The sequence below is a fragment of the Vibrio sp. 10N.222.49.C9 genome, from assembly GCF_041474985.1.
Classification (GTDB): Bacteria; Pseudomonadota; Gammaproteobacteria; order Enterobacterales; family Vibrionaceae; genus Vibrio; species Vibrio crassostreae_C.
This window is the reverse complement of the sequence record NZ_JBFRVD010000003.1, coordinates 84,817-100,178: the sequence shown is the minus strand read 5'-3', so window position 1 is coordinate 100,178 and position 15,362 is coordinate 84,817. Positions and strand designations below refer to the sequence as shown.

The following is a 15,362-nucleotide window of genomic DNA, read 5'->3' as shown; positions in this document are numbered from 1 at the left end:
AGAGGTAAGTAGCTCATCCGATTTTAACTTGTGTACGTTTTAAGTGAAGCGCATACAAGGTTAGATTGAATAACAAGAAATGGCGTTCAGTGCCTTGCTTGTCGCTTCTTCCAACTTCTTACTACTGAGTAGCGCCATAAACCGCGAATACCAAAGTAGCCAATCATTGCTGAAACCACGCCACAAATCAGACAACCCAATAAGAACGGAGGCCCTATAGTGCTCATTTGCGCCAAGATGAAGTCCCAAGACAATTCGAAATGGAAGGCTTGCGGTGGCACATGCATAACAAACGCCCCGACTTTATAAGCAAAGTAGAAGAGAACAGGCATGGTAACCGGGTTACTGATCCAAACAAGTGCGACAGCTAAAGGCAGGTTAACGCCACATGCGACAGCAAGGCCTGCAGACATAATCATTTGACTTGGTAGAGGGACAAACGCCATGAATAACCCAACAGCAAACGCGCCAGCCGCAGAGCGACGATTAAGGCACCATAAGTTGGGGTTGTACAAAACATTGCCAAAAACTTTCAATGCTTTCTGACGCTTGATTAGATCATGGTCAGGCATAAATCGTTTGATAAACTTTCTTGGCATAGGAGGAAGCTACTCTCTTGTTTAACACTTGGTTCTTGATTTCATTTGCTGCGACAGTTGTGTCTGCCAGCTTCTGGCCTGTGATGCCACATTGGGTTTGGGCACCATTGATGCTGTTGTTACTGCTAGCACCAACAAAGTATAGCGTTTTCCGGAGTGCAAGAGGTCCAGTAACAGCATTGATACTAGTTATCTGCCTAGGGAATGCGATTGAAATACAAACGAGTCGCTTATTCCAATCAGGGCAGAATACTACCATAAATGCGTCGGTTGTTAGCCTTTTTAGTGAAAATAGCCACGGTTTTGAAAGCGTAATAGTAGTCAGATCAATTGGCGGCGAAAAATTAATCTTTCCTCAATTGATAAAATTGCGTTTGTTTACTCCTTTCAAGCTAACGCTTGGAGATGATGTCTATTTATCGGCCTCAATAAAGCCGATATGGGGCAAACTCAACGAAGCCGGCTTTGACCGAGAAAAGTACTTGTTTAGTGCTGGCGTGGTTGCCAATGCAACTTACAGAGCAGATACCAAGTACCGAATTCATTCTAGCACCAACTTACGCGCCCAATGGTTTGAAGCCAGCCTTGAAAGGTTAAGTCTGCTGGCAAATCAAGATCTCATTATCGCTTTGAGTTTTGGATATCGAGACCTTATTCCGCCTCAGCGGTGGGATATGCTTAAAAGCAGTGGCCTGATTCACTTGATGGCTATTTCGGGGCTGCATATTGGGATTGCCTTTGGTATCGGCTATCAGATTGGCAAGATATTAAGGTTACTTTCCCCTTCATTTCTTTGGTTACCTACAATATTCGGGCTCGGCTTGGCGTATTTCTATAGTTGGTTTGCTGGATTCACGCTGCCAACTTTGAGAGCTTTGGTGATGTGCGTTATCGCGAGTTATTTCTTGTGGCGTGGGCAAAATATCAGTTTGCTTCGGTATGTTACTTTAAGTGTGTGCGTGGTTCTGCTGATTTGGCCGTTTTCAGCTTTGTCGAGCAGTTTTTGGTTGTCCTTTGGTGCATTGGGCGCTGTTTTCTATATCGCCTGTAATACTCAGCGCTCAGCTTCAAGCTTTACATTTATCGACTACGCACTCCAACTTATTAAGCTTCAACTGATGCTGACATTCCTTATCGCGCCTTCCTCGATGTTGTTTTTCAAAGGAGTCAGTTTAGTCTCTGTTTTCTACAACTTGTTCCTTTTGCCTTGGGTATCGATGGTGACGATCCCGCTGTTGTTTCTGGCAATGTTTCTAAGCTTAATATCGGAGTCAGTGTCTGGCGTGGTTGGTATAACAGCGCTAGACAATGATTTGGTCAGTCAGCTGTGGAAGTTAGTCGACTTATCGCTTGAGCCTCTCGTATTTAGTCTTCCTTTCTCTGAGCGATTTTGGATCCAAGTCGATAATCAGACGATTGCATTATCAGTATTCCTTATCTTGTTTTTGAGCTTTGTTAGTCGGTATTTCAAGCGAACATTATCGATATTGGTAACTGCAGTGTTTGTGCTGTGGTGGGAGTTCAGCAAACCCCAGCAAGACAAACTAACTATTGATATCTTGGATGTTGGGCATGGGTTGTCTTTGGTCTTGGAAAAGAACAATCAGATTGTTGTTTATGATCTTGGCAATGCGTGGCCAGGAGGCTCGGTTGTTGAGTCTTTGTTGATTCCTACTTTGAATCAGCGGGGGATTTATGAATTAGAAGGCGTGATTGTGAGTCATTTCGATTCTGACCATGCTGGTGGTTATCCGGCATTACTTGAGAACTATACGCCAAAGTGGATAAGAACCAGTCAGAACATTATTCAAGAACGCCAATCTATCACTCAAGCCCCGTCTAATATTCAAACATGTACTATTGGAGAGGTTTGGAACTGGCAAGATGTTGTTTTTGAGGTGTTGTGGCCGCCTAAGCAAGTAAAGAGGGCGTATAACCCACATTCGTGTGTGGTCAAGATCTCAGATCATAGTGCTGATTTCTCAATGTTGCTCACTGGTGATATTGAACTGGTAAGTGAGTGGTTACTTGCTCGTGAAGGAGAACAGCTAAGGAGTGATGTTATGTTGGTTCCGCATCATGGCAGCGATTCGTCATCGATTAAGTCGTTTATTGAGGCGGTGTCTCCTCAGCTGGCGATAGCTTCTCTTGCCAAAGGCAACCAGTGGGGAATGCCGAGTGAGTTTGTTATTGAACGTTATCAGGAAGCGGGGAGTACTTGGCTAGATACTGGAGAAAGCGGACAAATAACCATCACTCTTAGCAAAGAAGGTTGGCAATATCATGCGATTAGAGAACAACAAGGCGGGCAGTGGTATAGGCAGATGCTCCGTAAGGGAGTAGAATAGATAGATTATTGTGAGAAAATTAAGCGATTCTATGTCAACACAAACAGATGAAACTACCTGGGTCACATTTAAAAGACTTTGGACTTATATTCGATTATATAAGGCCGGCCTAGGTGTTGCGGTAATTGCGCTTATTATAAATGCCGTTTCTGATACCTATATGATTTCCTTACTAAAGCCGTTACTTGATGAAGGCTTTGGTAATGCTGAATCTGACTTTTTACGTACACTTCCACTTATTATCTTTGCCATGATGTTCGTTCGTGGCGTCAGTGGCTTTGTTTCAACCTATTGCTTGAGTTGGGTCTCTGGCAATGTGGTGATGGAAATTCGTCGTAAGATTTTCAGCCATTTCATGCACATGCCTGTTTCTTTCTTCGATAAAGAACAGACAGGCGCATTGCTATCTCGAATTACTTACGATTCAGAGCAAGTGTCTGCAGCAACCAGTAAAGCGTTAGTCAGTATTGTCCGTGAAGGTGCAAGTATTATAGGCTTGTTGACGCTGATGTTCTGGAATAGTTGGCAGTTATCTTTGGTGTTATTTGCTGTAGCGCCTTTGGTTGCGTGGGCGATCAGTATCGTATCGAAGCGATTCAGAAAGATCTCTAAGAACATGCAAACTAGCATGGGTCACGTTGCTTCTTCAGCTGAACAAATGCTGAAAGGGCATAAAGTGGTTCTAACTTACGGTGGTCAAGATCTAGAAAAACACCGCTTTGATAAAGTTAGTAACCAAATGCGCCAACAAAGCATGAAGTTAATCACTGCTCAAGCGGCCGCTAACCCGATTATTCAAATGATCGCATCAGTTGCGATTGTTGTTGTTCTATTCCTTGCTAGTGTCGATTCTATTAAAGCCGAGCTTACTGCTGGTACGTTTACCGTTGTGTTCTCTGCAATGTTTGGTCTATTACGTCCGCTAAAGGCGTTAACTAACGTAACGTCTGAATTCCAACGTGGTATGGCTGCGAGTACGACTCTATTTGGCTTGATGGATCTAGATACCGAGCAAAACAAAGGGACGTTGAAACCTGAAACTGTAATGGGTGAAGTGGCTGTTAAAGATGTCACGTTTACTTATGACGGTGCAGAGAAACCAGCACTTGATAAGATCAGCTTCAATATACCGAAAGGTAAAACGGTTGCGCTTGTTGGGCGATCTGGCTCGGGTAAGAGTACCATTGCTAACCTATTCACTCGTTTTTATGACGTAGACTCTGGTTCAATTGAGCTTGATGGCCACGACATTCGTGATTACGAATTGAGAAATCTGCGTGAGCACTTTGCGCTCGTTTCTCAAAATGTACATCTGTTTAACGATACGGTGGCTAACAACATCGCTTACGCAGCAGAAGAACAGTATTCACGTGAACAGATCGAATACGCGGCTAAGCTTGCTCATGCAAGTGAGTTTATCGAAGGCATGGAAAATGGCATCGATACCGTTGTTGGTGAAAATGGCGCAAGCCTTTCTGGTGGTCAAAGACAACGTATTGCGATTGCACGTGCTTTATTAAGAGATGCGCCTGTGCTGATTCTTGATGAGGCGACGTCTGCACTGGATACTGAGTCAGAGAGAGCGATTCAATCTGCACTAGAAGAACTGCAGAAAGACAAAACAGTATTAGTTATCGCACACAGACTCTCTACCATCGAGCAAGCTGATGAAATTCTAGTGGTTGATGATGGACATATTGTAGAAAGGGGCGCACATGCTGAGCTAATCGCGCATGATGGTGCTTATGCACAATTACACCGAATTCAGTTCAGCGGATAAATTAGGTCTTGTTGTGATCGAAAAGATTTGGTTTAACAGTCACCCGTTGAAATATCTTCTCTGGCCGCTTTTGTGGCCACTGAGTCTGCTGTTCAAAATGATCAGTAGTCGGCGTCGTGACGCTTATCTCTCAGGGAATAAAGAGACCTACCGCCCGCCTTTACCTGTTATTGTTGTGGGCAATATTACTGCTGGTGGAAATGGTAAAACACCGGTTGTGATTTGGTTAGTTGAGATGCTTCAGGCTCACGGCTTTAAACCCGGAGTCGTATCTCGTGGCTACGGTGCAAAAGCACCAAGCTATCCGTTGGTGTTGGATGAAAATACCCCAGCTGAGCATTCGGGTGATGAACCTCGCTTGATTCGTAAGCGAACTGGTGCGCCAGTCGCAGTCGACCCTGTGCGAGCTAACGCAGTGAAAGCATTGCTGAGCAAAGGCGTTGATGTGATTATCACTGACGATGGCCTTCAGCATTACGCGCTTGAACGCGACATTGAATTTGCAGTTATCGACGGCGCAAGACGCTTTGGTAGTGAGAGTTTGATTCCTTTAGGTCCATTACGAGAGCCGGTTTCTCGTTTAGATGAAGTCGACTTTTTGGTAAACAATGGCGGTAAAGCGCATGGTCGAGAGTTCTCGATGTCTTTGCTTCCAAGCCAAGCAGTTAACCTAAAGACTGGTCAGAAAAGGTCTGTGGCAAAATTACACAAGCTGGTGGCTTTTGCCGGTATTGGCCACCCACCGCGCTTTTTTAAAACATTGGAAGATCTTGATGGTGATGTGGTTTTCACACAGGGCTTCGCCGACCATCAAGATTTTGATAAAGATGAACTTCATGCCTTAGCTAATAAAGGTATGAATCTGATTATGACAGAAAAAGACGCTGTAAAATGCGAAGAATATGCGCAAGATAACTGGTGGTATCTTCCAGTTTCTGCGCAGTTTGATGAAGATTCGCAACAGCAAATTTTAAAAAGAATAAAAGAGGTTATGGAATACTATGGATCACCGTCTACTTGAGATCGTTGCTTGCCCTGTATGTAAAGGTAAACTAACTTTTGACAAGGATAAGCAAGAGCTTGTTTGTAAAATTGATCGCCTTGCTTACCCAATTAAAGAGGGTATTCCTGTTCTTTTAGAACCTGAAGCTCGCACCGTTTCTATGGATGAGGGTAAGTAATGTCTTATACGGTTGTTATACCTGCAAGATACCAATCGAGCCGTTTACCAGGGAAGCCACTTGCTGACATTGGTGGAAAGCCGATGATTCAATGGGTATACGAACAGTCAATGAAAGCGGGTGCCGATAACGTTATTATCGCTACCGACGACGCTCGAGTTGAAAAAGCGGCTAAAGCATTTGGCGCGACCGTTTGTATGACATCACCGAATCACGAATCGGGCACTGAACGCCTAGCTGAAGTGATTGAAGTTATGAATATTCCTGATGATCATATTATCGTGAATGTTCAAGGTGATGAGCCACTTATCCCACCTTCAATCATTAATCAGGTTGCCAACAATCTTGCTAACAGTACAGCCCCGATGGCAACGTTAGGTGTGGAAATTACTCATGCTGATGAAGTGTTTAACCCTAATGCCGTTAAAGTTGTAACCGATAAAGACGGTTACGCCTTGTATTTTAGCCGAGCAACCATCCCTTGGGATCGCGATGCTTACGCGAACAACGGTACTGCAGCGGAATCTCCTTTGCTTCGTCATATTGGTATCTATGCTTACCGAGCGGGTTTTATCAATACCTACATTAATTGGGAACCAAGCACTCTTGAACGTATTGAGTGCCTAGAGCAATTACGAGTACTTTGGTACGGTGAAAAAATCCACGTAGACGTTGCGGCGGAAGCACCGGCTGCTGGTGTTGATACGCCTGAAGACCTAGAAGCGGTTCGAGCTATTATTGGCTAAGCTTCTTTGAGCGAGTTCTTCTTTGCTCTACAAAATGAAAAATCATGAGCCTTGCCTATTGCGAGGCTTTTTTCTATCTATCGAAAAGCGCGTGCGTGTCTTATTAACCTAAGCAAACGGATATTGAGATAGTTGCATTGGTTTATGCATCATCAACACGGAATTATCTGAGATTTACCTCGCTCGAGTTCCAATTTTTCTCTATAATATGCCGCCTATAAAGTAGTGGCGAATCGCTAGTACAGAATAAAACTTACGACAAAACGTGGAGTAAAAGATGCCTTCTCAAAGCCCAGTGATTACGGTTGATGGACCAAGTGGTGCAGGTAAAGGTACCCTGTGTATGTTGCTAGCAGATAAGCTAGGCTTTCATCTTCTAGACTCAGGCGCGATCTATCGCGTATTGGCTTTAGCGGCAATTCACCATGGTGTGGATACTGAATCAGAGGATGCTTTAGTACCGCTTGCTACACACTTAGACGTGCAGTTTATTGCTGAAGGCGACTTAGTTAAGGTTATCCTAGAAGGTGAAGATGTGTCTGGTGAACTTCGTAAAGAAGAGACTGGCATGGCGGCTTCAAAAGTTGCTGCTTTACCTCGCGTTCGCGAAGCACTGCTTCGTCGTCAACGTGCATTCAGCGCTGCGCCTGGTTTGGTTGCAGATGGCCGTGACATGGGAACGGTTGTGTTTTCTGAAGCTGAAGCGAAAATATTTTTAGATGCAAGTGCTGAAGAGCGTGCGAGTCGCCGCCTTAAACAGTTGCAACAGAAGGGGTTAGATGTTAAATTTGACGACCTTTTGAGCGAGATCCAAGAGCGAGACGACCGAGATCGTAATCGCCCAGTGGCGCCACTTCGCCCTGCAGAGGATGCTCTAGTGCTTGATTCCACCTCAATGAATATTGAGCAGGTAGTAGAAAAAGCACTACACTATATTGAATCGAAACTGGCTGGGTAATTTCGCCGAGCTAGTACGAACGTTGGTCGCAAGGATGATGACCGGCGAATTTATCAACCCCATGCGGTAGGATACCCATGGACGTTTAATTATTGAAGATTAAATAATGACTGAATCTTTTGCTCAACTCTTTGAAGAGTTTCTATCTGAAACTGAATTCCAACAAGGCAGCATCGTTAAAGGTACTGTAGTAGCTATCGAGAACGGTTTCGTTCTTGTAGACGCTGGTCTTAAGTCTGAATCTGCTATCCCTGCTGAACAATTCAAGAACGCTGCTGGCGAACTTGAAGTTGAAGTTGGTGCTGAAGTAGACGTAGCTCTAGACGCTGTTGAAGATGGTTTCGGTGAAACTCAACTTTCTCGTGAGAAAGCTAAGCGTCACGAAGCTTGGATCGTACTTGAGAAAGCTTGCGAAGAAGCTGAAACTGTTGTTGGTATCATCAACGGTAAAGTTAAAGGCGGTTTCACTGTTGAACTTAACGGTATCCGTGCTTTCCTTCCTGGTTCTCTAGTAGACGTACGTCCTATCCGTGACACTGCTCACCTAGAAAACAAAGAGCTAGAGTTCAAAGTAATCAAGCTAGACCAGAAGCGTAACAACGTTGTTGTTTCTCGTCGTGCTGTTATCGAATCTGAAAACAGTGTTGAGCGTGACGAACTTCTTGAAACTCTACAAGAAGGTACTGAAGTTAAAGGTATCGTTAAGAACCTTACTGACTACGGTGCATTCGTTGACCTTGGCGGTGTTGACGGTCTTCTACATATCACAGATATGGCTTGGAAGCGCGTTAAGCACCCATCAGAGATCGTTAACGTTGGTGACGAAATCCTAGTTAAAGTTCTTAAGTTCGATCGTGAGCGCACTCGTGTTTCACTAGGTCTTAAGCAACTAGGCGAAGATCCATGGGTAGCAATCGCTAAGCGTTACCCAGAAGGTCACAAGCTTTCTGGTCGTGTTACAAACCTAACTGACTACGGCTGCTTCGTTGAAATCGAAGAAGGCGTTGAAGGTCTAGTACACGTTTCTGAAATGGATTGGACTAACAAGAACATCCACCCTTCTAAAGTTGTTAATGTTGGCGACGAAGTTGAGGTTATGGTTCTTGATATCGACGAAGAACGTCGTCGTATCTCTCTAGGTCTGAAACAGTGTAAAGCTAACCCATGGCAGTCATTTGCAGAAATGCAAGCTAAGGGCGACAAAGTTACTGGTAAGATCAAGTCTATCACTGACTTTGGTATCTTCATCGGTCTAGAAGGCGGTATCGACGGTCTTGTACACCTATCTGACATTTCTTGGAACGCTGCCGGCGAAGAAGCTGTACGTGAATACAAGAAAGGCGACGAAATCTCTGCTGTTGTTCTAGCAGTAGATGCAGAGCGTGAGCGTATTTCTCTTGGCGTTAAGCAAATGGAAAACGACCCGTTCAACGCATACGTTGCTGACAACAAGAAAGGTGTTCTTGTAAACGGTACTGTTACTGCAGTTGACGCGAAAGGCGCTACTATCGAGCTAATCGAAGGCGTTGAAGGTTACATCCGCGCTTCTGAAGTTTCTCGCGACCGTATCGAAGATGCATCTCTAATCCTAAGCGTTGGCGACAGCGTTGAAGCGAAGTTCACTGGTGTAGACCGTAAGAACCGCGTAATCAACCTATCTATCAAAGCTAAAGATGAAGCTGATGAGCAAGAAGCAATGGCTTCACTGAACAAGTCTGAAGAAGGCGCGTTCGGTAACGCAATGGCAGACGCATTCAAAGCTGCTAAAGGCGAATAATAGCTTCTCATTAAGAGAATTATAGCTATCTAGCCAAGAAAGGAGCCGTAAGGCTCCTTTTTTTTTGCTTATTTTTCCGATAGGTCTATAATTTCTAAAAAGAAAACCAACGAGGGTAACTATGACTAAGTCTGAATTGATTGAGAGACTGTGCGCTGAGCAAACGCATCTTTCTGCAAAAGAAATTGAAGACGCTGTAAAAGACATTTTAGAGCATATGGCTTCAACACTAGAAAGTGGTGATCGAATCGAAATTCGCGGTTTTGGCAGCTTTTCTCTGCATTATCGTGAGCCTCGTGTTGGACGTAACCCAAAGACTGGTGACAAGGTTGAGTTAGAAGGTAAATACGTTCCTCACTTCAAACCAGGTAAAGAGCTGCGTGAACGAGTAAACTCAGGAATGTAGCCTACTTATCGGAATTAAGAAAAGCGGCATACTATAATGTATGCCGCTTTTTTATGACCATAATATGGTGGTCTGATTAGTAATTTTCCTGCATAATCGTACAGCTAACCAACCAATGAGTGATGAACTATGAAAATTATAAAAATAGTCGCCGTTATCGCACTTTTCCTAATTGCACTGGCTTTAGGCTCTCAAAACCAAACAACTGTGAATTTCAACTATCTGCTAGCGCAAGGTGACTTCCACCTATCAAGTTTATTAGGTGTTGTATTCGTTTCAGGCTTCGCCCTTGCTTGGTTAGTCTTTGGTAATATGCACATGCGGTCTCAGCTAAAAATTCATCGCTTGAAGAAGCAACTCAATAAGCAATCAAAGCAGGTCCCTGCTGATACTAAAGCTTAAAGGCTATATTTGATGTTAGAGTTACTGTTCTTACTTTTGCCCATCGCAGCCGCTTATGGCTGGTATATGGGTAATCGTAATGCTCAGCAAGAAAAACAAAAGCAATCACACCAGATCTCCCGTCAATACGTGACGGGTTTGAACCTATTACTGTCAGACCAATCTGACAAAGCGGTTGATCACTTCATTGAGCTGCTTCAAGTAGACAATGAAACCATCGATACTCACTTGGCTTTGGGCAACTTGTTCCGCTCAAGAGGCGAAGTCGACCGCGCTATTCGTATTCACCAAAATCTCATCTCTCGTTCGGGGCTTACCCTCGATCAGAAAAATCTCGCACTGCAACAATTAGCTAAAGACTACATGGTCTCTGGCTTCCTTGATCGCGCTGAAAAAATCTTTGAACAACTTGTAGAAGAACCTGACCATAAAGAGGGCGCTTTACAGCAGTTGGTGGCTATTTATCAGCAGACCCGTGAGTGGAACAAGGCTATCCATTACGGAAATATCTTAGTTAAGCTCGGCAAGAAAAAAATGAAGATGCGTGCCACAGTCGCGCATTTCTGGTGTGAGCTTGCAATGCAAGAACAAGCCGATGGTAATCGTTCTAAAGCGCTTCAGCATTTTAAGAAGGCGCTTTCTGAAGACCCTAAATGTGTTCGCGCAAGTATCGCACTAGGGAAGTTCCACTTAGCGAACGAAGATTACCAAAAGACAATTGATTGTCTTGAATCGGTACTTGAACAAGATATCGATTTTATCAGTGAGGTGTTGCCAACCCTTGCTGAGTGTTACCACAAGCTTGGACAAGAAGCTCAATTGGTCGAGTTCCTCAAAGCGTGTATTCAGAAGAAAGCCGGTGTATCTGCCGAACTGATGCTGGCGCAATTGGTTGCTCACCATGAAGATGTAGGCTCTGCTCAAGAGTTACTGACAAAGCAGCTTGTTAAAAATCCAACCATGAAAGGTTTTTATCGATTAATCGATTACCACCTAGCGGAAGCAGAAGAAGGCCGAGCAAAAGACAGCTTAACCACACTTCAATCTATGGTTGGTGAACAGCTTAAGGTTAAGCCTCATTACCGTTGTCGTCAGTGTGGTTTCTCGACACACTCTTTGTATTGGCACTGCCCTTCATGTAAAGGGTGGGGGACGATCAAGCCTATTCGTGGGCTTGATGGTGAATAGATTTGTGGTCACTTTAAGACCAAATTATTAATTGCAGCTTTCGGGCTGCATTTTTATGACTGTTATTTATCACCTGCTTAGGTGATTAGAAATTTTTAGAAAGTTAACTGCGTTAGGAGATGAAATGAACGACCAAAAAATCATTGTAGCCTTGGATTATGATAATCAAGCGGATGCGTTAGCCTTTGTCGATCGAATTGACCCAGCATCTTGCCGCCTAAAAGTGGGCAAAGAGATGTTTACCCTGTTTGGCCCTGAATTTGTTCGTGAATTACATAAGCGTGGTTTCTCAGTATTTTTAGACCTTAAATTCCACGACATCCCGAACACATGTTCAAAAGCAGTCCGTGCTGCCGCTGAACTGGGTGTTTGGATGGTGAACGTACACGCAAGTGGCGGTGAGCGTATGATGACGGCTTCTCGCGAAATCTTAGAACCTTATGGCAAAGATCGTCCACTGTTAATCGGTGTAACGGTACTCACCAGTATGGAGCAATCTGACTTAGCGGGTATCGGTCTGGATCTTGAACCACAACAACACGTGATGCGCTTGGCTTCTCTAACGAAAAACTCTGGCTTAGACGGTGTTGTATGTTCTGCACAAGAGGCTTCTTTGCTTAAAGATGCACTTGGTCAAGAGTTCAAGCTAGTTACTCCAGGTATTCGTCCTGTCGGCGCAGATGTTGGTGACCAGAAGCGCATCATGACGCCTTCTAAAGCGATTGAATCAGGTTCAGACTACCTTGTTATTGGTCGTCCGATTACGCAAGCGATAGACCCTGCTGCTGTACTTGCAGAGATCAACGGTACGCTTGCTTAAGTCTATATTTGGATTGAGATATAAATAAAGAAGGCCAGCAAATTGCTGGCCTTAATTTTTTAGTCTGGATTAGTCTAAACTGGACTGAATGTTCTGTGTGGAGCCTAAACCGGAGCACCACTATGGAATTTGAAGTCGCTGTCTTCTGAAGTGATAAGATCAGCTTCTACTTGAGCAAAATGCGAAATACGCTCTGAAATATCTTTCCCTGCGATCTGTTCTGCTAGCTCAAGGTAATCTTGGTAGTGGCGAGCTTCTGAACGAAGTAGAGACACGTAAAACTTCTCCATGTCTTCTTCCAAGAAAGGAGCCAATTTAGCGAAGCGCTCACAAGAGCGAGCTTCAATAAACGCACCGATGATAAGCTTATCAACCAGAGCATCAGGCTCGTAAGTCTTAACTTGTTTGATCAAGCCCTTAGCGTAACGACCCGCCTCGATTGGCTGGTAAGTCACGCCTTTCTTCTCCATCAACTCCATGACTTGGTAGAAGTGATGCAGCTCTTCTTTGATCAGTAAAACCATCTTATCGATTAGGTCAGCACCGTAATTACAGCCTTCTTTCGCTGTGATTTGCTTGGATACGTTGCTTTTACCACGCAGAGACTCTAAGTCTCCGATACGACGGTAAGCAAATTGCTCGTATGGCAAAATCCATTCATTCAGTTGCTTCGCGCTTTCTTTATCGACGGCGTACTTGCGAATAAGGAATAAAGCACTCTGTGCCGCCTTAAGTTCACACAGCATGTGATCGCGTAGAATGATGTGAAGATTTTCTGGCTTTTTGGCTTCATCTATCCATGAATCTGGCGTTTCGGCTTTAAGAAAAGAGTGGATTGGAGCGAGTAATTCTTGATACATGGTCAGGGAAAGTTTGTTGATAATGCGGGGATTTTATCACAGCTCAAGAGATCTCCCTATACAGAGAAAGGAAATTCAACAGCTACAAAAAAGGCCGCCTATTTAATGTAAATAAGGCGGCCTTTAAGTGTTGAGTTAGACTGTTACCATTTCTTCTTCTGACCGAAGAGGGCATCCATATCGTCTTCTCGTTCTTTAGATTCCATCTGCTGCAAATCTTGAGCGTTTTTGTCTTGGCGTTTCTGGTCAAGCTCGTTAAGCATCTGTTGAAGCTTTTCTTTGGCTTGATTAGAGTACGAGTCGTTCTTAGTCGCCAAAGCATCAATACCTTTGCGTAATAGCTGAATCGCTGTTCCCGGTTGTCCGCGAGAAATCGAATCGTTTGCACGTTTGATAACATTTTCAATGTTAATACGGATTTGAATTGTTTCTAGGCGAGCATTTTCAACCACATAAGCTTGAGTCTCGAAACGGCCTTTATTGTGCTCGTTGCGCACCGTATCACGCAGGCGTTTAACTAACTTAAGCATCATGATCGCTTGCTTGTCACTACTTGGTACGCGGAAAGCGGTACTCTCGCCACCTTTGTAGTTCTCTTTTAGCTGAGTGATTTGTTGTTTTACGCTTTCAATGCGTTGGGCAAGCTGCTTATTTTTTGGATCGAGTTGATACATGTTTTCTAATGCATCAAGAATTCGATTGTTTAAGCATACAAGAAGATCTTGGCTAAACGGCATGTGATGAGCGTTGCCAATCAGTTCTTCTGTACCGTCAATAATGGTTAGATAACGAGAAGCTTCCTGTTTCTTCGCTGTTTCTACCTTAACTTTATATTGAAGCATGATGTTGTAGCCTAAAACTAACACCAAAAGAACGGCTACTAAGACGATTATTAAACCAATATTCATATATTTGAGTCTGCTTATTATTTTCTATAGCTAACTGGAGAGGATACACGATTCCATTGTGTATCGGCACTCGTAAATTGCAATTTCTGATTATCTCTTGTTGAGCGAAATCGGCAATCAAAACTTACCAACTAATGTATGAGAATGAGGGTTGGGTTGCAAAGCGTTAGTGATGTTTTTGTTTGTTAAGCTAGAAAAACTCAATTTTCCTGTCATTTTTGTGTTCGAAGCGTTATAACTATTAATTATATTACACGCGACTATAACGCTCTCTTTGCAAATAAGTTAGCACAGAAATGAGTAAAGGATTACGAGGTTAGATATGAAGTTACAGCAACTGAAGTACATTGTTGAGGTTGTAAACCATAACCTAAATGTTTCAGCTACAGCAGAGAGTTTGTACACATCTCAGCCTGGCATTAGTAAGCAAGTTAGATTACTTGAAGACGAACTAGGCATTCAGATTTTTGAGCGTAGCGGCAAGCATCTAACGCAGGTTACCCAAGCGGGTGAGGATATCATTCGTATCTCTCAAGAGATTTTGGCGCGCGTTGAAAGCATTAAAGCGGTAGCGGGTGAACACACACATCCAGAGATGGGTACATTGAATATTTCAACGACTCATACTCAAGCTCGTTATGCACTGCCTGATGTGATTAAAGGTTTCACGGCGCGCTATCCAAAAGTATCGCTTCACATGCACCAAGGTACGCCAAGCCAAATGTCAGAAGCCGTCGCTAAAGGTACAGCGAATTTTGCGATTGCAACGGAAGCGCTACACCTTTACCAAGATGCGATTATGCTGCCTTGTTACCACTGGAACCGTTCGATCGTCGTGACCAAAGATCATCCCCTGGCACAGAAGCGTAATATCACGATCGAAGATCTTGCGGCTTACTCTCTCGTGACTTATGTATTTGGTTTCACTGGCCGTTCTGAGCTTGATACCGCGTTTAACAAAGTAGGTTTAACACCGCGTGTTGTGTTTACTGCGACCGATGCAGACGTAATCAAAACCTACGTTCGTATGGGCATTGGTGTTGGTGTAATTGCAAGTATGGCTATTGACCACGAGCAAGATACTGATTTGGTTGCGATTGATGCGAGCCATCTATTTGGTGCGAGCACAACCAGCATTGGTTTTAGAAAAGGCACCTTCTTGCGTTCTTACATGTTTGATTTCATGGAGCGTTTTGCACCGCACTTAACTCGCCCTGTGGTTGAGCAAGCTATTTCTTTGAAATCGAACGAAGAGATCGAAGAGATGTTTAAAGATATCGAACTGCCAGTTCGTTAATCTCATCGTGTAAATTTTGATTCTTATTCGGCCTGTATTTGCAGGCCGTTTTTCTTTTGGGCTTTTAGTTTTCGTTTTCTTTATCGGGCCTT

General features: G+C 43.8%; 15 protein-coding genes. 12 read left to right on the top strand and 3 right to left on the bottom strand.

What is annotated here, in order from left to right:
• Positions 1-86: 86 nt before the first annotated feature.
• Positions 87-599: a DUF2062 domain-containing protein gene (locus AB4585_RS01025; protein WP_017060232.1), complete on the bottom strand. Its 513-nt coding sequence runs from the start codon at positions 597-599 to the stop codon at positions 87-89.
• Positions 600-616: 17 nt separating this feature from the next.
• On the opposite strand from AB4585_RS01025, the gene AB4585_RS01020 reads away from it, so the two are divergent.
• The 11 genes from AB4585_RS01020 (at position 617) to pyrF (ending at position 12,205) form a co-directional block, all read left to right on the top strand.
• A complete protein-coding gene (locus tag AB4585_RS01020) occupies positions 617-2,947 on the top strand; it encodes a DNA internalization-related competence protein ComEC/Rec2 (RefSeq protein WP_017060233.1) in 2,331 nt (776 codons plus the stop codon).
• Positions 2,948-2,978: 31 nt separating this feature from the next.
• On the top strand, positions 2,979-4,727 hold the full coding sequence (msbA, locus tag AB4585_RS01015; RefSeq protein ID WP_017060234.1) for a lipid A ABC transporter ATP-binding protein/permease MsbA: 1,749 nt from the start codon (positions 2,979-2,981) through the stop codon (positions 4,725-4,727).
• A 13-nt stretch (positions 4,728-4,740) separates the two neighbouring features.
• Positions 4,741-5,748, top strand: a complete 1,008-nt coding sequence (lpxK, locus tag AB4585_RS01010; protein WP_372154905.1) for a tetraacyldisaccharide 4'-kinase — start codon at positions 4,741-4,743, stop codon at positions 5,746-5,748.
• Positions 5,729-5,908, top strand: coding sequence for a Trm112 family protein (locus tag AB4585_RS01005; protein WP_004736429.1), 180 nt, complete (start codon positions 5,729-5,731; stop codon positions 5,906-5,908). The genes lpxK and AB4585_RS01005 overlap by 20 nt, the downstream gene beginning before the upstream one ends.
• Positions 5,908-6,654, top strand: a complete 747-nt coding sequence (gene kdsB / locus AB4585_RS01000; RefSeq protein WP_017060236.1) for a 3-deoxy-manno-octulosonate cytidylyltransferase — start codon at positions 5,908-5,910, stop codon at positions 6,652-6,654. The genes AB4585_RS01005 and kdsB overlap by 1 nt, the downstream gene beginning before the upstream one ends.
• Before the next feature lie 277 nt (positions 6,655-6,931).
• The gene (cmk, locus tag AB4585_RS00995; RefSeq protein ID WP_372122071.1) at positions 6,932-7,612 is read left to right on the top strand and encodes a (d)CMP kinase; all 681 of its coding nucleotides are present in this window, start codon (positions 6,932-6,934) and stop codon (positions 7,610-7,612) included.
• Positions 7,613-7,718: 106 nt separating this feature from the next.
• Positions 7,719-9,389, top strand: coding sequence for a 30S ribosomal protein S1 (rpsA, locus tag AB4585_RS00990; RefSeq protein WP_010439921.1), 1,671 nt, complete (start codon positions 7,719-7,721; stop codon positions 9,387-9,389).
• Positions 9,390-9,510: 121 nt separating this feature from the next.
• Positions 9,511-9,795 (top strand): integration host factor subunit beta, encoded by a 285-nt coding sequence (gene ihfB, locus AB4585_RS00985; protein WP_017060238.1) that lies wholly within the window; start codon positions 9,511-9,513, stop codon positions 9,793-9,795.
• A gap of 129 nt (positions 9,796-9,924) precedes the next feature.
• Positions 9,925-10,197 carry a LapA family protein gene (locus AB4585_RS00980; RefSeq protein WP_017060239.1) on the top strand — a complete coding sequence of 91 codons (273 nt, stop codon included), beginning with the start codon at positions 9,925-9,927 and terminating at the stop codon, positions 10,195-10,197.
• 12 nt (positions 10,198-10,209) lie between these two features.
• Positions 10,210-11,385 (top strand): lipopolysaccharide assembly protein LapB, encoded by a 1,176-nt coding sequence (lapB, locus tag AB4585_RS00975; protein ID WP_017060240.1) that lies wholly within the window; start codon positions 10,210-10,212, stop codon positions 11,383-11,385.
• 124 nt (positions 11,386-11,509) lie between these two features.
• Positions 11,510-12,205 (top strand): orotidine-5'-phosphate decarboxylase, encoded by a 696-nt coding sequence (gene pyrF / locus AB4585_RS00970; protein WP_372169242.1) that lies wholly within the window; start codon positions 11,510-11,512, stop codon positions 12,203-12,205.
• Positions 12,206-12,309: 104 nt separating this feature from the next.
• Here pyrF and miaE read toward each other — a convergent pair whose 3' ends face one another.
• Complete coding sequence (miaE, locus tag AB4585_RS00965; RefSeq protein ID WP_017060242.1) at positions 12,310-13,065, bottom strand: tRNA isopentenyl-2-thiomethyl-A-37 hydroxylase MiaE; 756 nt, start codon at positions 13,063-13,065, stop codon at positions 12,310-12,312.
• 143 nt (positions 13,066-13,208) lie between these two features.
• Positions 13,209-13,973: a hypothetical protein gene (locus AB4585_RS00960; protein ID WP_017060243.1), complete on the bottom strand. Its 765-nt coding sequence runs from the start codon at positions 13,971-13,973 to the stop codon at positions 13,209-13,211.
• A gap of 322 nt (positions 13,974-14,295) precedes the next feature.
• Between AB4585_RS00960 and cysB the strand changes: the two genes are divergently transcribed.
• Entirely contained in the window at positions 14,296-15,270 is a 975-nt protein-coding gene (cysB, locus tag AB4585_RS00955; RefSeq protein WP_017060244.1) for an HTH-type transcriptional regulator CysB, read from the top strand.
• The last annotated feature ends 92 nt before the right edge of the window (positions 15,271-15,362 follow it).

Coding starts and splice junctions, on each gene's coding strand:
- AB4585_RS01025 (WP_017060232.1), bottom strand. CDS start 599: ATGCCAAGAAAGTTTATCAAACGATTTATGCCTGACCATGATCTAATC.
- msbA (WP_017060234.1), top strand. CDS start 2,979: ATGTCAACACAAACAGATGAAACTACCTGGGTCACATTTAAAAGACTT.
- AB4585_RS01005 (WP_004736429.1), top strand. CDS start 5,729: ATGGATCACCGTCTACTTGAGATCGTTGCTTGCCCTGTATGTAAAGGT.
- kdsB (WP_017060236.1), top strand. CDS start 5,908: ATGTCTTATACGGTTGTTATACCTGCAAGATACCAATCGAGCCGTTTA.
- cmk (WP_372122071.1), top strand. CDS start 6,932: ATGCCTTCTCAAAGCCCAGTGATTACGGTTGATGGACCAAGTGGTGCA.
- rpsA (WP_010439921.1), top strand. CDS start 7,719: ATGACTGAATCTTTTGCTCAACTCTTTGAAGAGTTTCTATCTGAAACT.
- ihfB (WP_017060238.1), top strand. CDS start 9,511: ATGACTAAGTCTGAATTGATTGAGAGACTGTGCGCTGAGCAAACGCAT.
- AB4585_RS00980 (WP_017060239.1), top strand. CDS start 9,925: ATGAAAATTATAAAAATAGTCGCCGTTATCGCACTTTTCCTAATTGCA.
- lapB (WP_017060240.1), top strand. CDS start 10,210: ATGTTAGAGTTACTGTTCTTACTTTTGCCCATCGCAGCCGCTTATGGC.
- pyrF (WP_372169242.1), top strand. CDS start 11,510: ATGAACGACCAAAAAATCATTGTAGCCTTGGATTATGATAATCAAGCG.
- miaE (WP_017060242.1), bottom strand. CDS start 13,065: ATGTATCAAGAATTACTCGCTCCAATCCACTCTTTTCTTAAAGCCGAA.
- AB4585_RS00960 (WP_017060243.1), bottom strand. CDS start 13,973: ATGAATATTGGTTTAATAATCGTCTTAGTAGCCGTTCTTTTGGTGTTA.
- cysB (WP_017060244.1), top strand. CDS start 14,296: ATGAAGTTACAGCAACTGAAGTACATTGTTGAGGTTGTAAACCATAAC.